The 20,900-nt window shown below is 28.9% G+C and carries 19 protein-coding genes, 2 pseudogenes and 1 other annotated feature; all 21 genes and pseudogenes read left to right on the top strand.

Features of this window, described 5'->3' with window-relative positions:
• Window positions 1-380 precede the first annotated feature (380 nt).
• The 21 genes and pseudogenes from KGF38_RS16785 (at window position 381) to sigH (ending at window position 20,767) form a co-directional block, all read left to right on the top strand.
• Window positions 381-3,329 (top strand): sigma 54-interacting transcriptional regulator, encoded by a 2,949-nt coding sequence (locus tag KGF38_RS16785; RefSeq protein WP_054268657.1) that lies wholly within the window; start codon window positions 381-383, stop codon window positions 3,327-3,329.
• Window positions 3,307-3,771: a PTS sugar transporter subunit IIA gene (locus KGF38_RS16780; RefSeq protein ID WP_054268658.1), complete on the top strand. Its 465-nt coding sequence runs from the start codon at window positions 3,307-3,309 to the stop codon at window positions 3,769-3,771. Before KGF38_RS16785 ends, KGF38_RS16780 begins: the two co-directional genes overlap by 23 nt.
• A 94-nt stretch (window positions 3,772-3,865) precedes the next feature.
• A complete protein-coding gene (locus KGF38_RS16775) occupies window positions 3,866-4,153 on the top strand; it encodes a PTS sugar transporter subunit IIB (RefSeq protein WP_176702504.1) in 288 nt (95 codons plus the stop codon).
• Between the two features lie 76 nt (window positions 4,154-4,229).
• Window positions 4,230-5,585, top strand: a complete 1,356-nt coding sequence (locus KGF38_RS16770) for a PTS transporter subunit IIC (RefSeq protein ID WP_227832540.1) — start codon at window positions 4,230-4,232, stop codon at window positions 5,583-5,585.
• Between the two features lie 29 nt (window positions 5,586-5,614).
• Window positions 5,615-6,088, top strand: a complete 474-nt coding sequence (locus KGF38_RS16765; protein ID WP_054268661.1) for a hypothetical protein — start codon at window positions 5,615-5,617, stop codon at window positions 6,086-6,088.
• A gap of 171 nt (window positions 6,089-6,259) precedes the next feature.
• Window positions 6,260-6,910: a class II aldolase/adducin family protein gene (locus KGF38_RS16760; protein WP_054268662.1), complete on the top strand. Its 651-nt coding sequence runs from the start codon at window positions 6,260-6,262 to the stop codon at window positions 6,908-6,910.
• 178 nt (window positions 6,911-7,088) lie between these two features.
• On the top strand, window positions 7,089-8,021 hold the full coding sequence (locus KGF38_RS16755; protein WP_054268663.1) for a biotin/lipoate A/B protein ligase family protein: 933 nt from the start codon (window positions 7,089-7,091) through the stop codon (window positions 8,019-8,021).
• A gap of 277 nt (window positions 8,022-8,298) precedes the next feature.
• Window positions 8,299-9,012 (top strand): 2-C-methyl-D-erythritol 4-phosphate cytidylyltransferase, encoded by a 714-nt coding sequence (gene ispD / locus KGF38_RS16750; RefSeq protein WP_054268664.1) that lies wholly within the window; start codon window positions 8,299-8,301, stop codon window positions 9,010-9,012.
• Entirely contained in the window at window positions 9,009-9,494 is a 486-nt protein-coding gene (ispF, locus tag KGF38_RS16745; protein ID WP_054268665.1) for a 2-C-methyl-D-erythritol 2,4-cyclodiphosphate synthase, read from the top strand. Before ispD ends, ispF begins: the two co-directional genes overlap by 4 nt.
• 94 nt (window positions 9,495-9,588) lie before the next feature.
• Window positions 9,589-9,797 (top strand) — a binding site (T-box leader).
• Window positions 9,798-9,860: 63 nt separating this feature from the next.
• Window positions 9,861-11,576 (top strand): proline--tRNA ligase, encoded by a 1,716-nt coding sequence (locus KGF38_RS16740; protein WP_227832539.1) that lies wholly within the window; start codon window positions 9,861-9,863, stop codon window positions 11,574-11,576.
• Window positions 11,577-11,699: 123 nt separating this feature from the next.
• The gene (gene proS / locus KGF38_RS16735; protein WP_054268667.1) at window positions 11,700-13,145 is read left to right on the top strand and encodes a proline--tRNA ligase; all 1,446 of its coding nucleotides are present in this window, start codon (window positions 11,700-11,702) and stop codon (window positions 13,143-13,145) included.
• A 435-nt stretch (window positions 13,146-13,580) separates the two neighbouring features.
• A pseudogene (locus KGF38_RS20625) lies at window positions 13,581-13,652 on the top strand (helix-turn-helix domain-containing protein); the annotation flags it as partial.
• A pseudogene (locus KGF38_RS16725) lies at window positions 13,645-13,908 on the top strand (zinc ribbon domain-containing protein); the annotation flags it as partial. The pseudogenes KGF38_RS20625 and KGF38_RS16725, both read left to right, overlap by 8 nt.
• Before the next feature lie 202 nt (window positions 13,909-14,110).
• Window positions 14,111-15,592 carry a glutamate--tRNA ligase gene (gene gltX, locus KGF38_RS16720; protein ID WP_054268668.1) on the top strand — a complete coding sequence of 494 codons (1,482 nt, stop codon included), beginning with the start codon at window positions 14,111-14,113 and terminating at the stop codon, window positions 15,590-15,592.
• Window positions 15,593-15,813: 221 nt separating this feature from the next.
• A complete protein-coding gene (locus KGF38_RS16715; RefSeq protein WP_021382499.1) occupies window positions 15,814-15,969 on the top strand; it encodes a hypothetical protein in 156 nt (51 codons plus the stop codon).
• A 145-nt stretch (window positions 15,970-16,114) separates the two neighbouring features.
• Window positions 16,115-17,512, top strand: coding sequence for a cysteine--tRNA ligase (gene cysS / locus KGF38_RS16710; protein WP_021382482.1), 1,398 nt, complete (start codon window positions 16,115-16,117; stop codon window positions 17,510-17,512).
• Window positions 17,513-17,515: 3 nt separating this feature from the next.
• The gene (locus KGF38_RS16705; RefSeq protein ID WP_054268669.1) at window positions 17,516-17,911 is read left to right on the top strand and encodes a Mini-ribonuclease 3; all 396 of its coding nucleotides are present in this window, start codon (window positions 17,516-17,518) and stop codon (window positions 17,909-17,911) included.
• Window positions 17,912-18,016: 105 nt separating this feature from the next.
• Window positions 18,017-18,775, top strand: coding sequence for an FAD-dependent thymidylate synthase (gene thyX / locus KGF38_RS16700; RefSeq protein WP_054268670.1), 759 nt, complete (start codon window positions 18,017-18,019; stop codon window positions 18,773-18,775).
• A gap of 12 nt (window positions 18,776-18,787) precedes the next feature.
• Window positions 18,788-19,525, top strand: a complete 738-nt coding sequence (rlmB, locus tag KGF38_RS16695; protein ID WP_054268671.1) for a 23S rRNA (guanosine(2251)-2'-O)-methyltransferase RlmB — start codon at window positions 18,788-18,790, stop codon at window positions 19,523-19,525.
• A gap of 2 nt (window positions 19,526-19,527) precedes the next feature.
• Window positions 19,528-20,055 carry an NYN domain-containing protein gene (locus KGF38_RS16690; RefSeq protein ID WP_054268672.1) on the top strand — a complete coding sequence of 176 codons (528 nt, stop codon included), beginning with the start codon at window positions 19,528-19,530 and terminating at the stop codon, window positions 20,053-20,055.
• Between the two features lie 64 nt (window positions 20,056-20,119).
• On the top strand, window positions 20,120-20,767 hold the full coding sequence (gene sigH / locus KGF38_RS16685) for an RNA polymerase sporulation sigma factor SigH (RefSeq protein ID WP_021382468.1): 648 nt from the start codon (window positions 20,120-20,122) through the stop codon (window positions 20,765-20,767).
• The last annotated feature ends 133 nt before the right edge of the window (window positions 20,768-20,900 follow it).

Here is a 20,900-nt window from a genome sequence, read left to right as displayed (position 1 = left end):
TATAAATTTATTTTATAAAATATTAAAATGCTTATTTAGCCATACTCTTTCTTGTATAAATGTATGTATTTGTACAAGAAGGAGTATTTTTTATGGAAAAATACAGAATCGGAGTACTTGTAGTTTTTGTTGTACAAAAAAGATAGTAATATAAAATAACAATGCCATTTTAGATTGATTTTACTTGAAATTAGAAAAAAAGACTTTTTTGTTTTTTTTAAAGTATTATTTGTAAAATACCTAAAAAAATTTTCTTAATATTTTAATAAAAGAATAGCTTAATTTAAATGTTGTGGTTTTATGCACTAATAATAAACACAAAAAAAACAATATATGGCATATAAGTTGCTATATAAATAATAAGGAGGGAACAACTATAAATGAGGCAAAGAATAAAAACACTAATTGAAAATGAGGATAAGAAAAATCCTTTAACAGATGAAGCTATTTCAAACATGTTAAATGTTCGAAGAGAAGATGTTACCTTTTTAAGAAATGAGTTAAAAATAGAGGATTCAAGGCAAAGAAGAAAAATTGTTTTGATTAAAGCTATAAAAGATATTTTAAAAGAAGAAAAAAGCATAAATAAAAATGATATAACAAGAAGATTAAATAGCATTGGATTTACAGTATCAAGATTTACAGTTATACAATATTTAAAAGAGATTCAAGATTCTGATGAGTTAAAGGATGATAAAGAAGGTGATGATAAAAAAGAAGAGATAAACAATAATGGGGAAAATACAGATATAGCATTTGATAAATTAATAGGTAGTAGTGGTAGCTTAAGTACAATTATAAAACTATCTAAAGCAGCAATACTCTATCCACCTCATGGTCTTCATACTATTATTATGGGCCCAACCGGTGTTGGAAAAAGTGAGCTGGCAGAATGTATGTATAAATTTGCAGTAGAATCATCTAGATTCCCTAAGAATGCACCATTTATAATTTTTAATGCAGCAGACTATTCAGAAAATCCACAGCTTTTATTATCTCAATTATTTGGTCATGTCAAAGGTGCTTTTACAGGAGCTGATGAGACTAAAGAAGGACTAGTATCAAAAGCAGATGGAGGAATATTGTTTATAGATGAAATACATAGATTACCTCATGAAGGTCAAGAGATACTATTCCAACTGATTGATAAAGGTATGGTAAGAAAATTAGGAGAGACTAGATTAACAAATAAAATAGATGTAATGATTATTTCAGCAACTTCTGAACCAATAGATTCTCATCTACTTAATACATTTAAAAGGCGTATACCTGTAACAATTGAAATACCAGAATTAGTTGCAAGACCATTAAATGAAAGGTTTGATATTATAAATAACTTCTTCTTGATAGAAGCTCAAAGAATGGGAACAAGCATACATATAAAATCTGACGTATTAAAAGCTCTTATGCTTTATGATTGCATAGGAAATGTTGGTCAGCTTAGAAGTGATATTCAAGTAGCTTGTGCTAGGGGATTATTAAATCAACTTACTAGCAAACAGAAAGAAGTAAATATAAATATATCAGATGTACCTGGATATGTTAAACAAGGTCTTATGAAAATCAGAAATTGTAGAGATAAAATAGAAAATTATGTAGATGGAGACTTAATTATAGACTCAAATTTTCAGGGAGAGATAGAAAAGAAAAATGAAGATATATATACTTTTCCTGATGAAATATATAAGCTTACAGAAAGAAGACATATTGATTTGTTGGAGCAAGGCTTAGACTTCGATGTTATAAATAGAATTGTTGGAGGAGAGTTAGAAAGTTGTATTCAAAAATACATAAAGCAAGTTAAAAAAGTTTCTATTAATGATAATATTCCAGATATAAGTCCAATTGTTGGAAAATATATTGTAGAACTTACTTATGAAGTAATTAAAATAGCATCACAATATCTTACTTCATTAGAACCAAATCTACATTTATGCTTAGCGGTTCACTTAAAGGCAGCTTTTGAGAGATTAAAAGAAGGTAAAGTAATATCAAATGCTCATTTAAAAGAAATAATAGGAAATTATCCATTAGAGTATTCTGTAGCAGAAAAGGTAGCTCAATATCTAAAGGAAAGATATAATATAAATTTGCCAAAAGAAGAAATAGGTATAATAGCAATATATTTTAAAATGAGTAGTAGAAGAGATATATCTGAACAAAAAAAGATAGGTGTACTTCTTATGGCTCATGGAAGAGTGGCCTCATCTATATGTGAAGTTACAAATAAATTATTAGGAATTAACCATGCAAGATATTTAGATATGCCATTTGAAAAGAAACCAGAAGAAATGATTGAAGAAGCTACTACAATAGTAAAAGATATCGATGAAGGTAGAGGAGTGATTATATTAGTTGATATGGGTTCGCTTTCATACTTTGGGGATATCATCTCTGGGAATACAGGGATTAATATAAGGACAATATGTAGATTTGATACTTTACTATCAATAGAAGTTATACGAAGAGCAGTTTTGCCAGATTTAACAATAGATGAAATAGTAGATGAAGTTAAAGGTATAGAACCACAAGTAAAGGAAAGAGCTAGTAATTATAACAACACGAAATTGGATTCTAGAAAACCTATTATTTTAACATTATGTATCACTGGATTAGGGGGAGCTTGTAAGATAAAAGAAATCTTAGAAGAAAATATTAAAGGCATAGACGAAAAGATTGATATAAGACCTATAGGTATGATTGAATATCCAAGTCTTGATTTGGAGATAAAGCAAATAAGTAATGATAAGAATGTAATTGCTATAGTTGGAACAATTGACCCACAGATAGCAAATATCCCTTTTTTTAGCCTAGTAGACATAAATGATAAAACGAAATTAAATCAAGTAAATAATTTAATTGATACTAGCCAAATTATTGAAACAAATAAAAAATATGAGTTATCAGATTTAATACATAAAGAAGATATATTTATAGATTTACAAGTTAAATCAAAAGAAGAAGCTTTAAAGTACATGAGTAAAAAACTTAGAGAGAAAGGTTATGTGACGAAAAATTTCTATAAAAAAGTAGTGGAAAGAGATAACCTGTTTCCAACTGAATTGTCAGATGGAATAGCAATACCTCATACAGATGGAATTGATGTGATTAGACCAGTTATAAGTATAGCTATTTTAAAAAATCCTATTATATGGAGTAAAAATAGAGTAAAAATAATACTTTTATTAGCTGTAGACCAAAAATGTTTTAATCCATTAAATACTCTACTTACATTTATAGAAACAGATGAATTTAAAGAGATAAAAAACATTAAAGATAGAGATTTTATTAGGGAGATGATATTAGATGGAGTCAATGCAAATAATTAGTAGCAATTTGATTTTTAAAGATATTGAGGTATCAAACAATGAAGATGCATTAAAATTTTTAGGACAACGTTTATTTGATAAACAGTATGTAAAAGAAAGTTACATAGAAGCTGTTATAGCAAGAGAAAAAAAGTATGCTACAGGATTACCAACAGAAATCTATGGAGTGGCTATACCGCATACAGACATAGTACATGTAAATGAGCCAGGTATAGCGATTGGTATACTGAATAAACCTGTAAAATTTATAATGATGGGTACAGAAGATACTGAAATTGATGTAAAAGTTGTATTTATGTTAGCAGTAAAAGAGCCAAAGGAGCAATTACAATTATTAGAAAAGCTTATGACTGTATTTCAAGATAAGAGTATGTTAAATAATATTGTCAACTTAAATGAAGAAAGCATGAGTGACTTATTAAACTCTAAACTGAAAAATTAAAGTTGTGAAAGGAATTAAAAATATAAAAATGCCATTGAAGATTTCTAACTATAGATATCTTTAAAATAAAATAATTTTAACGGGGGTGAATAATGTGGCTAAAAAAATATTAGTTGCATGTGGAACAGGAGTATGTACTTCAACAATTGCTATAAACAAATTAAAGAAAGCACTTCAAGACCTTGGTAAATTGGATATGGTCAACATTACACAATGTAAAGTAGTGGAAGTTGCATCAAAAGCACCTGATTATGATTTGATAATTTGTACTACACAAGTGTCTAGTAGCATAAAAACACCTGTAATAAATGGATTACCTTTTTTAACTGGTGTGGGAATGGGCAAATTAATTGAAGATGTATTGGAAAAATTAGAATTATAATTTGAACTTTTAAAAAATATAGTCTCTAAAATTATAAGTTTTAGAGACTGAAAATTAAATAATGGAGGGTCTTTAAATGGAGATATTAAATTTCATTGTTAGTTTAGGAGCACAAGTAATGATGCCAATAATAATATGTATTTTTGGCTTGATATTAGGTACAAAACTTGGAAAATCATTAAGAGCTGGTTTAACAGTGGGAGTTGGATTTATAGGTCTTAATACTATTATAGCTTTACTGACAGATAACTTAGGACCAGCAACGCAACAAATGGTTAAGAATTTAGGATTAAACTTATCTATAATAGATGTAGGGTGGCCAGCAGCATCGGCTATAGCCTTTGCATCAACAGTAGGAGCTTTAATTATTCCAATAGGTCTTGTAGTAAATATAGTTATGTTAATTACTAATACTACCCAAACTGTTGATGTAGATATATGGGATTACTGGCATTTTGCGTTTACAGGCGCTTTAGTAGCAGGGTCTACACAAAGTGTGGTATGGGGAGTGTTTGCGGCAGTAGCAAATATGGTAATTGTATTGGTAATGGCAGATTTAACTGCTCCAGGTATAGAAAAATATTTGGGTATGCCAGGAATATCTCTTCCTCATGGGTTTACACAGGCATTTGTTCCAATTGCTATAGTTGTAAATAAACTATTAGATTTAATACCAGGTATAAATAAGATTGAGATAAATGCTGACACATTACAGAAAAAATTTGGATTATTTGGAGAACCTTTAATAATGGGGTCTATAATAGGTATAATAATTGGTATTGCAGCTAAATATGATATAAAAGGTATATTACAGTTAGGTGTAACTATGGGAGCTGTATTGATATTAATTCCAAAGATGGCAGCATTATTGATGGAAGGGTTATTACCAGTATCAGAAGCAGCGCAGGAATTTATTGAGAAGAGATTTAAAAATAGAGGAAAGATTTATATAGGTTTAGACTCAGCAGTAGGGATAGGTCGTCCTGTCACATTATCAGTTGCATTAGTATTGGTACCTTTAACTATAGTTATAGCAGCTATATTGCCAGGAAATAAAGTTCTGCCATTTGCAGATTTAGCAGTAATTCCATTTGCACTTGTTTTAATTGTACCAATTACAAAAGGGAATGTGTTTAGGACATTAATAATAGGAATATTCATAATTACTTCTGGATTATTAATTGCAACTAATTTAGCTCCTCTATTTACTCAAATGGCTTTAAATGCTAGCTTCAAAATGCCAGAGGGAGCAACTATGATTTCAAGTATTTGTGATGGTGCAAATCCATTAAGTTGGATATTTGTAAAGATTATGAATTATAAAGTTATTGGAGGAGTGTTTTTTGGAGTTATAGCTTTAGGAATGGCTATTTACAATAGAAATAGAATAATAAAGGAAAATAAAAAATTATCTCTTGAAGAAGAAATCTAAAAATGATTTTATTGAGGAGTATATGAATTATGAAAAAATATAAATACGATTCTATAAGATACTCAATTAATGTGATAATACCAGGATTTTTTATGATTTTAATATTGCTTTACGCTCTGTTTAATAACTATGAAAATTTTAGTGTAAACATATATAGTTTGTTGATAATCATCTGTATATATGGGATATTCAATACTTTTATATCATCAAGTAATCCTAAAGAAATTATTATTGATAACAAATGTATACATTTTATCTCATTTATTACTACACATAATTATGAAATTAAAGATATCGAAAAAGTAAGAATACGAGAGTTTTATAATAAAAATCTTTATCTAAAAATTAATGACGGAAGCCTTCTTAAAGGTAGATATTGGATAAGAACAAATATGTTTAATAATGATTTAGAATTATATGATTATCTTATTGAGTTAGAGGAATCTTTATATCCAGAATCATTAAAATTTAGAAATAAAAGATTAGAAAATAAAGGCATATAAAGATAAAAAACTTAAAATAGAAGTAGAATAATTTCTATTGATAAAATGGAGATATACGCTTTACACTAAATTTTTTGAATTTTCAAATTAAGATTAAAGATAGTGTTTAGAAGATATGGTACTGCTAATATATATAAGATTATATCTATAATAGATAGGAGGATTTAACTAATGTTATTGGAAAAATTGAGAAAAGAAGTATTACAAGCATCTCTAAACCTTTTAAATTATAACTTGGTGACATTAACAGGTGGGAATGTGAGTGGGAGAGATGAAGAAACAGGATATATAGCAATTACCCCAAGTGGAATGGACTATAGAGACCTTATACCAAGTGATATTGTTATAGTAGATATAGATGGAAATGTTATAGATGGCAAATGGAAAGCATCTGTGGATTTACCAGACCATTTATATATATATAAACATAGAGAAGATATAAATAGCATAATACATACACATTCTACATACTCAAGCTGTTTTGCTATTTTGAATGAACCTATAGCATGTGCAAGTACAACTCTTGCAAATGAAGTAGGAGGTGAAGTACCTGTTGCAAAGTTTTCACCACCAACATCTAACAAAATGGGTAAATGTGTTATTGAAGCAATTGGAGATAAAAGAGCATGTCTTTTAGCAAACCATGGTGTAATAGCAGTTGGTCCTTCTGTAGGGCATGCTCTTACAGCTGCTGTAATGTTAGAGGATTCAGCAAAAGTATATTACTTGGCAAAATCAATTGGAACACCAGTATTATTACCAAACGAAGAAATTAAAAGAGCTAGAGATGTATTTTTTAATGTATATGGTCAGGATAAATAAATTAAACAAAACTTTTAAATTAATGTAGAAATATAGATATTCTATAATATTAGGGCGTTTTATAATGATATAATAAGTTTAATAGTTAAGAAATGAAAATAGAAAATCTAATAGTATATAAAATTGTCTGAGTCTAAAATAAGCAATAAGATAAAATAAAAAAGGAGTCTGTATTTCTATGTATTACTTATTAAACAAAAGCACAAATCCTTACTTTAATTTAGCATTAGAAGAATATATGTTTTTAAATGAGAAATATAATGATGATATTATAATCATATGGAGGAATGAGGAATCTATTTTTATAGGTAAAAATCAAAACCCATATCAGGAAATACATCATGATGTTATTGAAAAGGGAGAAATTCCTATTTTAAGAAGAATATCTGGAGGAGGTACTGTTTATCATGATTTAGGAAATATCAATATGTCATTCATACAAAAAGATAGACAACTTCATGAAATAGATTTTTTGGAACATACTAAGTTTATGCAAGATATGCTATTAAGCTTAGGTCTAGATATATCTATAACTGAAAGAAAAGATTTATTTTTGAAAGGGAAAAAAATTTCAGGTTCTGCCCAGTCTATAAAAAGAAAAAATTCTCTTTATCATGGAACTCTTCTTTATGATTCGAATTTAAATAAATTAACTAAATATCTAAATTCAAATAAGTCAACTGAGTCAAAGGCTACGAAGTCTGTCTCAAGTAAAGTAACCAATATTAAATTTTTATTTGAAAAAGATATAGATTACTTTTTGGACTATTGTGTTAAGTATTTAGAATCCAAGTTAAAGGATATAAAAGAACTTAAATTAGACAGTGATGATATCAAAAATGTATACAATCTAGTAGAAGATAAATATAAAAAGATGGAGTGGACATATAGTAAAACACCTAAATTTCAAATAGTACTTCCATTTAATGATGAAAGTGAAGTCAATATACATGTAAGTAAGTGGAAGGTATCAAAGTTTTTTATATCTTATAAAGAAGGTGTAATTAATATGGATAAGTTATTAAATGTGGACTTTTTTAAACAAGAAATAAGAGATAATATTTTAGAAAATTACCCACATTACATAGATTTAATTAATTTAATATTTTAATATAAGGCCTCTTGTTTGATAAAATCTTATTATATCAAATTAGAGGCCTTGAATATTTTTTGCAAGTTTAGAAACTGTTACAAAGTTGTAAAATTAAAAACATCGCTATTGAAAAATCAATATATATAGAATTAAATATACATGTTTTTAACTGAAAAATAGATATTAACTGTTTATACAACTTAAAATTTAATATATAATTAATCAGATGGTTAAAATAAAAGAATATTAAGAGTTTTAATAAATTATGGTTAAAAATAAAATACGAGGTGATACCATGTATAGTGTTATAATTGTTGCTGCAGGAAGCGGAAGGAGAATGAACCTAGACATAAATAAACAGTTCATAAAATTAAGAGAAAAAGAAATTATTGCTCATACAATTCAAGTTTTTTATGAAAATATAAATATAGATGAAATTGTGGTATGTATAAAAAAAGAGGAAGAAGATTTTTTTAAGGAAAACATAATAAATAAGTATAATTTTAAAAATATAAAAATAGCATATGGTGGAAAAGAAAGACAGGATTCAATATATAATGGATTAAAAAAATTAGATGAAAATTGTGACATAGTACTCATTCATGATGGGGCAAGACCATTTGTAGACCATAGAATAATTAATGAATCCATAAAGGTGGCTAAAGAAAAAAAAGCTGTAGTTGTAGGTGTGCCAGTAAGTGATACTATAAAGATAGTGTCGGATGGAACAGTACAAGAAACTCCAGAGAGAAGTCTATTGTGGGCAGCTCAAACTCCTCAAACTTTTGAGTATAATCTCATAATAAATGCTTATGAACAAGCTTATAAGAATAATTATTATGGTACTGATGATTCAATGTTGGTTGAAAATATAGGGCAAAGCGTTACTATGGTGATGGGCTCTTATGAAAATATAAAGATAACTAGTCCAGAAGATTTAAATATAGCAGAACAGATATTAAATATGGAAAAAAGAGATGAAGTTAATAGCAGAAGGAGAATTATATGAGAATAGGATTAGGATATGATGTACACAAATTAACAGAGGATAGAAAACTTATAATTGGTGGGGTAGAGATACCACATGATAAAGGTTTATTAGGTCATTCAGATGCTGATGTATTAATACATGCAATAATGGACTCCATTTTAGGAGCCTTAGCTCTAGGTGATATAGGTAAGCATTTCCCAGATACAGATGAAAAATATAAGGGAGCAAATAGTATGAAATTATTAGAATATGTACATAATCTAATAACAAGCAAAGGGTATAAGATTGGGAACATAGACAGTACTATAATTGCTCAAAGCCCTAAGATGGCTCCACATATTGAAAGCATGAGAAAAAATATATCAAAAGTCTTAAATACAGATATTGATAATATAAACATAAAGGCAACTACTGAAGAAGGTCTTGGCTTTACAGGAGCAAAACAGGGTATAGCATCACAAAGTATTTGTTTATTATTGTTGACAAGTCAGAATAATTAATATATTATTAGTAATAAGTTTATTGGATATCAAAGAATAGGCCTATATAGAATATCTATAATATGTGAATTTAAGTGAAATTAATATAAATATAAAATTAGCTATGATAAAGAAATAGTAAAACTATGAAATCTTTACAGAGAGAAAACGTTGGTGAGAGTTTTCAAGAGGAAATGTTTGAACCTGTCTTTTAGCTTAAAGGTATAAAAATCTTTACGGTAGGAACCGTTACATTCCCAAAAGAGAGCTATTCACATAGCTAACTAGAGTGGTACCGCGGAAATTAAACCTTTCGTCTCTATACTTGTATAGAGATGAGAGGTTTTTTATATTTTCAAGAAATTAATATTCAGGAGGAATTTATTAATGAAAATGTCTAAAATGTTTATGCCGACATTAAAAGAAATCCCAGCAGATGCTGAGATTACAAGCCATCAATTAATGGTTAGGTCAGGAATGATAAAAAAAATGACTTCAGGGGTTTATAATCAATTACCGATGGGATTAAGAGTGTTCAAAAAGATTGAACAAATAATTAGAGAAGAACTAAATAAAAAAGATTGTCAAGAAATACTTTGTGCGGCTTTACTTCCTTCTGAATTATGGAAAGAGTCTGGAAGATGGACTGCTATGGGTGAAGAAATGTTTAGGCTTAAAGACAGAACAGAAAGAGAATACTGTCTTGGACCAACACATGAAGAAGCATTCACTGATATAATAAGACAAGAAATTACTTCATACAAACAATTGCCATTAAACTTATATCAGATACAGGTAAAATATAGAGATGAAAGAAGACCAAGATTTGGTGTTATGAGAACTAAGACTTTTACAATGAAGGATGCATACAGTTTTGATGTAGATAATGAAGGTCTGGATAAATCATATCAAGATATGTTTGATGCATATGTAAGTATATTTGACAGATGTGGACTAGAGAATAGTCCAGTGCAAGCAGATTCAGGAGCTATAGGAGGCTCTACATCAGCTGAGTTTATGGTTAAGTCAGAAGTTGGTGAAGATGAAGTTGTATTCTGTAGTGGATGTGATTATGCAGCCAATGTAGAAAGAGCAGAATCTTGTAATGTAGCATCAGAAAAAGAAGATATGAAAGACCTGGAAGAGGTTCACACACCAGGAGCAGCTACAATAAAAGAACTAGAGGAATTTTTAAAGATTTCTCCAGATAAATTTGCTAAAACTTTAGTATATGAGGCAGATGGGAAAACAGTTGTAGTTGTTGTAAGGGGAGATAGAGAAGTTAATGAAGTTAAAGTATCTAATGCTATAGGCTCTGTTATAGAGTTTGCACTTGCTACAGATGACGTAGTTAGAAAAGTAACTAATGCAGAAGTAGGATTTGCTGGACCAATAGGTATAAATGCTGACTATGTATTTATAGATAAAGAAATTGTTGAACAAAGAAACATAGTTGTAGGGGCTAATAAAACTGAATATCATATAAAAAATGCTAACTATGGAAGAGATTTTGAAGGAATAGTTGGAGATTTTAGAAATGTTCAAGAAGGTGACAAATGTATAGTATGTGGGAAACCACTTGAAATAGCTAGAGGTGTTGAAGTAGGTCACATATTCAAACTAGGAACTAAGTATTCAGAATCTATGAATGCGAATTTTATAGATAAAGATGGGAAATCAAAACCTATAGTAATGGGATGTTATGGAATAGGTGTTGAAAGAACAGCAGCAGCTATAATTGAACAGCATAATGACGAAAAAGGCATAATATGGCCTTTATCAGTAGCTCCATACCATGTTGTGATAGTTCCTGCAAACATGAAAAATGAGGAACAAGTATCAATAGCTGAAAAGATATATAATGATTTACAAGCTATGGGTGTAGAAGTTTTATTAGATGATAGAGATGAAAGAATAGGTGTTAAATTCAATGATTCAGAATTAATAGGAATACCTATGAGAATTACAGTAGGTAAAAATATTAGTGAAGGTAAAGTAGAGTTTAAATTTAGACACAAAGAAGATAAAGAAATAATTGACATAGAAGAAATAAATGAAAAAGTAAAGGCAGAGTTTATCAAAAATAATGTTAGATTAGGATAGTAACTTAAAAAACTATTGTATAGATAATCAGAGTTGTACTTTATAAACACCATTTTATCTATATATAAGGAGATAAAGTGGTGTTTTTTTATAAAAACATAATAAATTAAGGAGGTAGTTGAAATGGCAAAAAATGAAAAACAATTTGTTGAAGAAATAACAAAGATGGAAGATGATTTCCCACAATGGTATACAGATGTAATAACTAAGACTGACTTAGTGGATTATGCACCAGTCAAAGGTTTTATGGTTGTAAAGCCATATGGATATGCATTATGGGAAAAGATGCAAGAATTTATGGATAAAAGATTTAAAGAAACTGGACATAAAAACTGTTATTTCCCATTATTGATACCAGAAAGTTTATTAAATAAAGAAGCAGAACATGTAGAAGGTTTTGCTCCAGAAGTTGCATGGGTAACACATGGTGGAAATAAAAAATTAGAAGAGAGATTATGTGTAAGACCTACTTCTGAGACTATAATATGTACAATGTATGCTAAATGGTTAAAATCATATAGAGAATTACCATATCTTTATAATCAATGGTGCTCAGTTGTTAGATGGGAAAAATCAACTAGACCTTTCTTAAGAACATCTGAGTTTTTATGGCAAGAAGGTCATACATTACATGAGACAGCAGAAGAAGCCCAAGAAGAAACAATACAACAATTAGAAATATATAAAGCTTTATGTGAAGAATTACTTGCAATGCCAGTTGTATCTGGTCAAAAAAGTGAAAGTGAGAAGTTTGCAGGTGGTGAAAGAACATATACTATAGAGGCTATGATGCATGATGGTAAAGCATTACAATCAGGTACAAGTCACTTCTTAGGTCAACACTTTACAAAAGCTTTTGATATTACTTTTGCAGATAGAGAAGGGAATTTAGCTAATCCATACCATACATCTTGGGGAGCATCTACAAGACTTATAGGTGGACTTATAATGACTCATAGTGATAACAGAGGTCTAGTATTACCACCAAGAGTAGCTCCAATACAAGCTGTTATAGTTCCTATAGCTGCTAAAAAAGGAAATGTAATGGAAACAGTTGATAAAATATATGCTGATTTAAAAGCTAAAGGAGTAACTGTTGAAGTTGATGATAGAGATAACTATACAACTGGATGGAAGTTTAATGAGTGGGAAATGAAAGGTGTTCCAGTAAGAATTGAGATTGGGCCAAAAGATATAGAAAATAATCAAGCTATGATATTTAGAAGAGATACTTTAGAAAAGAGTTCTATGCCTTTAGAAGGATTAGCTGATGCTATATGTGATTTATTTGATGTTATACACAATGATATGTTTGAAAAAGCAAAAAAACATAGAGAAGACAATACATCTATAGTTGAAAATATGGATGAGTTTAAAAAGGCTTTAGAAGAAAAGCCAGGATTCATAAAAACTATGTGGTGTGGAGATGCAGAATGTGAAGCTAAGATTAAGGAAGAAACAGGAGCAACTATAAGATGCTTACCTTTTGAACAAGAAAACTTAGGTCACAAGTGTGTATATTGTGGAAAAGAAGCAGATAATATGGTAGTAATGGCAAAAGCTTACTAAAATAAGATGTTTAAATAAAAACTGGGGTGATGAGTATTTTATACTTTTCATCCCAATTTTATTTTAAGTTTTATTTCCTTATATATATTTATTATTAGTGTACATACTTACTTTGTAGAACAATTACTATATAAATATTCCATAAAGTAACTAATAAATACAAATATAGCAATAGGGAATGCTTTTAATTTTCAGCAAATAAATGGATTAAAAGAAAGATTTATGAAATTAAAACTAGGATTTTCTGCTATAATAAACATGTGTATTTTTAAATAAATAAGGATATTATTATTAGATTTGATAAAAGTTAGGAATTACGGTTCTTACATATGTTATTTAAAAATAGATATAAAAACCTTTAAAATACTTGTTTAAAAAAATTTACCTTGTTAATATTAGGATGGGTGGAAAAATCAGAAAACCAAGTAAAGTGAGGTGATAGTAGAGGAAAAAGCATATAAGTTTAGAATATATCCAAATAAAAAACAGCAAGAGCTAATTAACAAAACTTTTGGATGTTGTAGATTTGTATATAATAAATCAATTAGAATACAAGGCTAATTGGTATGGTAGACAAATTGTAAAGGTAGGTAAATTCTTTGCAAGTTCACAAATATGCAATAAATGTGGGTACAAAAACGAGGAAGTTAAGAATTTAAGTATAAGAGAATGGATTTGTCCTTGTTGTAATGTAACTCACGATAGAGACATAAATGCGAGTATAAATATACTAAAAGAAGGATTAAGACTAATAACAGTTTAAAATAGATAACGTATGTAAGAACCGTAGGAACTACAGGGATAGCCTGTGGAGAGTTTATAAGACATATTTTAGTATGCAAAATTCTATGAAACAGGAACCCTGTGACTTTAGTCATGAGAGGTTCAGTAAAAATAAACTTGCAAAACAATGTACTAGTTTAATATTATAGTTATATTGAATAAAATATCAGGAGGAAGTAAAAATGAATGTAAGAGTAAGATTTGCACCAAGTCCAACAGGATTTGTACATATAGGTAGTTTAAGAACTGCTTTATATAACTATTTATTTGCAAAAAAAATGGGCGGAGAATATATATTAAGAGTAGAGGACACGGACCAAAGTAGATTAGTAGAAGGTGCTATAGAGAATATGCTTAATGCTATGAAATGGGCTGGTGTCAATCATGATGAAGGTGTTATATTAGATGATACTGGAAAAGTAGTACAAAAAGGAGAATATGGTCCATATATTCAATCTCAGAGATTAGATATATACCAAGAATATATAAAACAACTTTTAGATAGTGGAAAGGCTTATTATTGTTTCTGTACAAAGGAAAGACTAGATGAAGTAAGAGATGCTCAAAGGGCAGCAGGAGAAACAGCTAAATATGATGGTCATTGTAAGAATCTTTCTAAAGAAGAAGTAGAAGCAAATATAAAAGCAGGAATACCATACGTTATAAGATTAAGATTACCAGAGAATCATACAATTAAGTTTACAGATTTAGTTAGAGGAGATATGGAATTTAATACCAATGATTTAGATGACCAGGTACTAATGAAAACAGATGGATTCCCAACTTATCACTTTGCTGTAGTTGTAGATGATTATTTAATGAAAATCACACATGTAATAAGAGGTGAAGAGTGGGTATCATCTACTCCAAAACATGTCTATTTATATGAAGCTTTTGGATGGGAAGCACCTGTATTTGTACATTTACCAAATATACTTAATAAAGAAAAGAAAAAATTAAGTAAGAGACAAGGTGATGTGGCAGTTGAAGACTTTAAGAAAAAAGGATATTTACCAGAAGGTTTAGTAAACTATGTAGCATTAGTTGGATGGTCTCCAGAAGATAATCAAGAGTTGTTTACAATGGAAGAATTGGAAAAAGCATTTTCTGTAGAAAGAGTATCTAAAAGTGGTGGAGTATTTGATACTGAAAAGCTAAATTGGGTTAATCAACACTATATAAAAGATGGTGATGATACTTACTTAACAGATTTAGCAATACCATTCTTGATAGAAGATGGATTTATAACAGAAGAAGAAGCTACTAGTAAGTATGAGTTTTTAAAGAGTATGATATCAGTACTTAAAGAGAAATTACAATATGTAAAAGAAGTTACTGATCATGCAAGTATATTCTTTGGAGATAAAATAGAAGTAGAGACTGAAGAAGGAAGTGAATTCTTAAAGCTAGAACACATACCTACTTTGATAGATGCTCTACAAGAAAAAATAGAAAAAGCAGACTTATTAAATGCTGAATTTGTTCAAGCTATGCTTAAAGAAATTCAAAAAGAGTATAAAATAAAAGGAAAAAATTTATTTATGGGCTCAAGAATAATTTTGACAGGGCAAATGCATGGACCAGATTTACCAAAAGTAATGGAGGTTTTAGGAAAAGAAACTTGCTTAAATAGAATAGCTTATGTAAAAAATAATATATTATAGTCATAAAAGTCCGCTAATTTAGAAGCGGACTTTTTTTGTGTTAGTATTTGGTGAAAATATCTAGTTAAGAAAATGAAGGTATTTAGGGCAATAAATTTAATATATAAAAAGCAAAGCAAAAATATAAATAAAATATTAATAATAAACTAATAAAAATATTAAGCATAGAAGAAGGAAATCTATTATTTTAGTTTGATTTAATTATTAAGGGGGTAATTACTATGTATAGTAATATGGATGATGTTAAAAAGGAATTAAAGGAGCTATGCTTAGAATATGTTACAATTTTAGAAAAATTAAAAGATGAAAAAATGATTACAGAAGAAACTTTTGAAAAATGTTCTTCTCAAAAAAAGATATTTTTAGAAGAGCAATAGATAATAACAGGGGTATTGTTATTATGTAGTTTATAAGGATAGTACTAAAAATGATAGTAGTACTATTATTTATTGCAATTTTCAACTATAATATAATATATAATGTTAAGAAAATAATTTATAAAAATATGGTGAGGTGATGAGTGTGAAAGTTTATAATACATTGACTAGAACAAAAGAAGAATTTGTTCCATTAGAAGAAGGAAAGGTAAAAATGTATGTGTGTGGTCCAACAGTCTATAACTATATACATATAGGTAATGCAAGACCATTTATAATATTTGATACTCTAAGAAGGTATCTAGAGTATAGAGGATATGATGTAACTTATGTACAAAACTTTACAGATGTTGATGACAAAATTATAAATAGAAGCCATGAAGAAGGAATATCTCCAGAAGAAGTTGCTACTAAGTATATAAAAGAATATTTTGTAGATTGTGATGGACTAGGAATTAAAAGAGCTACTGTTCATCCTCAAGTTACAGATAATATACAACAAATTATAGATTTTATAAAAGAATTAGAAGATAAGGGATATGCTTATGCAGTAAATGGTGATGTGTATTTTGATACAAACAAGTTTGAAGGATATGGGAAACTTTCAGGTCAAAAGCAAGAAGACTTAGAAGCTGGAGCTAGAATTGAAGTTAATGACCAAAAAAGACATCCTATGGATTTTGTTCTTTGGAAAGCTAAAAAAGAAGGTGAACCAGGATGGGATAGTCCTTGGGGAGAAGGTAGACCTGGATGGCATATAGAATGTTCTGTTATGTCTAAGAGATATTTGGGTGAGACAATTGATATACATGCAGGTGGTCAAGATTTAACATTCCCACACCATGAAAACGAGATAGCTCAAAGTGAAGCTAGAAGTGGAAAAACATTCTCAAAATATTGGATGCATAATGGATATATAAATATAAATGATGAAAAAATGAGTAAATCTAAAGGTAATTTCTTTACAGTAAGAGATATATCAAAATTATATGATTTAGAAATAGTAAGATTTTTCATGTTATCAGCACATTACAGAAATCCAGTGAACTTTAGTGATGAGATGCTAAATCAAGCTAAAGCTGGTCTTGAAAGACTATATAATACTAAAGAAAAATTAGAATTTACATTAAGTAATCTAAAAGAGTCTACTTTAACAGAAAAAGAAGTAGAACTTGTTAAAGAATTGGATAACTTCAGACAAAAATTTATCGATGCTATGGACGATGATGTCAATACAGCAGATGCAGTGAGTGTAATATTTGAGTTAGCTAAGTTAATAAATTCTAATGTAGATGAAAACTCTTCTCTAGAATTTGCTAAAAAGTGCTTAGATGAATTTAATGAGCTTACAAAGGTATTAAATATTGTAAATAAGAAGAAAGATACTGTACTAGATAAAGACATTGAAGAACTAATACAAAAAAGAACGGATGCAAAGAAAAATAAAGAGTTCCAATTAGCAGATGATATAAGACAACAATTATTAGATATGGGAATTGTATTAGAAGACACAAGACAAGGTGTTAAGTGGAAAAGGGTATAAAAAATGGAAAAAACTGAATTAGTTACTATGTCACCACTAGTTTTAGCATACTTAGGTGATACAGTGTATGAGACATATATAAGAGAACATTTAATTAGACAGAATACACAAAGAAAAGTTAATGATTTGCATAAATTAGCTATAAAGTATGTAAAAGCTAAAGCTCAGGCAACTATAATTCATGAAATTGAAACTGAATTAACTGAGGAAGAGAGCAAAATATACAAGAGGGGAAGAAATCAAAAATCAAATACTTCTCCTAAAAATGCAGATATTATAGACTATAAACATGCAACTGGATTTGAGGCCTTAGTTGGATATTTGTATTTAAATAATGAAATAGAGAGACTTCAATATATTATCAATAAAGGAATCAAAATTATTGAAAGAGATATGTAAATATTAGAGAGTGTTGTCTTAATAATAATCAATAAGGCAACACTTTTTTTATAACTAATGTATAATAAATATATAGAAATTAGTCAAGAGAAAGGATAAAAATTTATGAAAGTAAAATTAATATCACATACACCTGAACCAGAAAAAGTAATAGCTATGGCAGCTAAGCTATGTTATTCACCAGTTGGGACAGACGAAATAGAAAAAGACTTAACAGATGAAAGTATAGAGAAGTTTTTAAATATGTTATTAAGTATAGGTCATGGGTCAATATTAGAACATGCTTCATTTACATTTTCAATAGAAGGGATATCAAGAGCTTGCTCACACCAAATTGTTAGACATCGTATAGCTAGTTTTTCACAACAGAGTCAAAGATATGTTAAATTAGAGCAATTTGAGTACATAATTCCTCCAGAAATAGAAAAAATAGAAAAAGCAAAAGAGTTATTTATAAATTCAATGAAAAAAGACCAAGAGGCTTATGATAACTTAGTAGAGATATTATTTGAAAATCATTATAATGAATTAATAAAAGATGGTAAAAATGAGAAAGCAGCAAAAAGACAAGCTGAAAAGAAAGCAATAGAAGATGCTAGATATGTATTTCCAAATGCATGCGAAACAAAAATGGTATTTACTATAAATGCTAGAAGTTTATTTAATTTCTTTGAACATAGATGTTGTGAAAGAGCACAGTGGGAAATAAGAAATCTAGCTGTAGAAATGTTAAGAGAAGTTAAAAAGGTTGCTCCAATACTATTTAAAAAGACTGGACCAAGTTGTGTAAATGGTAGTTGTCCAGAAGGAACTATGACTTGTGGAGATATAGTTCAAGTTAGAGAAAAATTTAAGGCCTTGTAGGAGGTGAATCATTTGGCAAGTATAGAAGGAAGAAATCCAGTAATAGAAGCTATAAAAAGTGATAGAGAAATAGATAAAATATTAATTTCAAATTCAGCTAAAGAAGGTTCAATTAAAAAAATAATAGGAATGGCTAAAGAGAAGAACATAATTATACAATATGTTGATAAACATAAATTAGATGAGGTAAGTACAAGCCATTCACATCAAGGCGTAATAGCTTATGCAAGTGAATATAAGTATTACGAATTGGATGAGCTAATAGATTTAACAAAAAACAAAGATGAAGACCCATTTTTCATTATATTAGATGAGATAACAGATCCACATAATCTAGGTTCAATAATAAGGACAGCAGATGCAGTAGGAGCACATGGAGTTATTATTCCTAAAAGAAGGTCTGTACACATAACACCTGTAGTTGCTAAAGCGTCTGCAGGAGCAGTAGAGTATATGCCAGTTTGTAAGGTAACCAATATAGTTAATACAATAAAAAGATTAAAAGATGAAGGGCTGTGGATTGCAGCTGCTGATATGGATGGAGAAACTTTTTATAAACAAAATCTTACAGGTCCTCTTGGTGTGGTAATTGGAAGCGAAGGTTTTGGGATATCTAGATTGGTTAAACAAAACTGTGACTTTATAGTAAAAATGCCAATGATAGGTAATGTTACATCTTTAAATGCATCCGTGGCGGGTGGAATACTTTTATATGAGATATTCAGACAAAGACTGGATAAAAGTAAATAACCATGAAAAAAAATATAAATCATTACTTAATAATAGATGGCTACAATATTATAAATGCGTGGGATAATTTGAAAGAACTGGCTAAAGATGATTTAGAAGATTCTAGAGAAAAGCTTATTGATGATATTATAGAATTTTCTGAGTTTATGGGTTATAAGACTATAATAGTTTTTGATGCTTATAATGTTAAGAATTCACGAGAAAAAGTTGAGAAAAGAAAACACATAACGATAGTTTATACGAGAGAGCATCAAACAGCAGATAGTTATATAGAGAAATTTATAACTTCTTTATCAAAGTATGATGATGTAAAAGTAGCTACTAATGACTATGCAGAGCAACAAATGATTTTAGGAAAAGGTGCTACAAGAATGTCTGCAAGAGAATTAAAGTTAGAGTTAGATCGTTCCAAGAATAAAATGAAGGAAAAAAATATCGGTTTGAGGAAAAAAATTCAGCGAAATTGGTTGGAGGAAAGGTTAGATAAAGAAACATTGTCGAAACTTGAGAACATTCGTAGAAAGCGTTGAAATTACTAGCTTCTTTAGACTATAATATACCTATAAATTTGTTTTATATATGGGGGAGATTTACATGTTGGTAGCAAAAGAAAAAAGTTATGAGTTAATAGACAATTGTCAGCAGGATGAGTATAACATTGTATTAAGAGCAAGTGAAGGGGATAAAATAGCACTAGAGTACATTATTACCAAATACAGAAATTTTGTAAAGGCAAAGGCAAAATCCTATTTTTTAATTGGAGCAGATAAAGAAGACATAATACAAGAAGGAATGATAGGCCTTTATAAGGCAGTTAGAGATTTTGATGGAAGTAAGACAAATTCGTTTAAATGTTTTGCAGAGATATGTATAACAAGACAAATAATAACTGCTATAAAAACTGCAACAAGACAAAAACATATACCTTTAAATTCATATGTTTCTTTGAACAAACCAATATATGATGAAGAGTCAGACAGAACACTTTTAGATATTATAGCTACAAGTATAGTAACAGATCCAGAAGAACTTATAATTAGTAAAGAAGAGTTAAAAAATATAGAATCAAAGATGAACGAATTATTAAGTGACTTGGAATTAGAAGTCCTAGAATTATATTTAAATGGAAAGTCATACCAGTTTATAGCGGACAAGCTTAAAAGAGATGTAAAGTCAATAGATAACGCTTTACAAAGGGTTAAGAGAAAATTAGAAAAACATCTTGAAAACAGAAATGATTAATAGTAAAATACTTACCATAAGCTTATTGTGAGCAAAATTAATTTATATCGAAAGATAAGGGAGGAAATTCAAAATGGCTAAAGCTAAATACGAAAGAACAAAACCTCATGTTAATATAGGTACAATAGGACAC

The organism is Clostridioides sp. ZZV14-6387, from assembly GCF_020657835.1.
Lineage (GTDB): Bacteria > Bacillota > Clostridia > Peptostreptococcales > Peptostreptococcaceae > Clostridioides > Clostridioides difficile_A.
Note: the sequence above shows the minus strand (reverse complement) of the source record. Positions and strands in the feature narration are given on the sequence as shown.

Excerpts from the sequence above, each read along its gene's own strand:
- KGF38_RS16785 (WP_054268657.1), top strand. The coding sequence starts at position 381 with ATGAGGCAAAGAATAAAAACACTAATTGAAAATGAGGATAAGAAAAAT.
- KGF38_RS16780 (WP_054268658.1), top strand. The coding sequence starts at position 3,307 with ATGGAGTCAATGCAAATAATTAGTAGCAATTTGATTTTTAAAGATATT.
- KGF38_RS16770 (WP_227832540.1), top strand. The coding sequence starts at position 4,230 with ATGGAGATATTAAATTTCATTGTTAGTTTAGGAGCACAAGTAATGATG.
- KGF38_RS16765 (WP_054268661.1), top strand. The coding sequence starts at position 5,615 with ATGAAAAAATATAAATACGATTCTATAAGATACTCAATTAATGTGATA.
- KGF38_RS16760 (WP_054268662.1), top strand. The coding sequence starts at position 6,260 with ATGTTATTGGAAAAATTGAGAAAAGAAGTATTACAAGCATCTCTAAAC.
- KGF38_RS16755 (WP_054268663.1), top strand. The coding sequence starts at position 7,089 with ATGTATTACTTATTAAACAAAAGCACAAATCCTTACTTTAATTTAGCA.
- ispD (WP_054268664.1), top strand. The coding sequence starts at position 8,299 with ATGTATAGTGTTATAATTGTTGCTGCAGGAAGCGGAAGGAGAATGAAC.
- ispF (WP_054268665.1), top strand. The coding sequence starts at position 9,009 with ATGAGAATAGGATTAGGATATGATGTACACAAATTAACAGAGGATAGA.
- KGF38_RS16740 (WP_227832539.1), top strand. The coding sequence starts at position 9,861 with ATGAAAATGTCTAAAATGTTTATGCCGACATTAAAAGAAATCCCAGCA.
- proS (WP_054268667.1), top strand. The coding sequence starts at position 11,700 with ATGGCAAAAAATGAAAAACAATTTGTTGAAGAAATAACAAAGATGGAA.
- gltX (WP_054268668.1), top strand. The coding sequence starts at position 14,111 with ATGAATGTAAGAGTAAGATTTGCACCAAGTCCAACAGGATTTGTACAT.
- KGF38_RS16715 (WP_021382499.1), top strand. The coding sequence starts at position 15,814 with ATGTATAGTAATATGGATGATGTTAAAAAGGAATTAAAGGAGCTATGC.
- KGF38_RS16705 (WP_054268669.1), top strand. The coding sequence starts at position 17,516 with ATGGAAAAAACTGAATTAGTTACTATGTCACCACTAGTTTTAGCATAC.
- thyX (WP_054268670.1), top strand. The coding sequence starts at position 18,017 with ATGAAAGTAAAATTAATATCACATACACCTGAACCAGAAAAAGTAATA.
- KGF38_RS16690 (WP_054268672.1), top strand. The coding sequence starts at position 19,528 with ATGAAAAAAAATATAAATCATTACTTAATAATAGATGGCTACAATATT.
- sigH (WP_021382468.1), top strand. The coding sequence starts at position 20,120 with ATGTTGGTAGCAAAAGAAAAAAGTTATGAGTTAATAGACAATTGTCAG.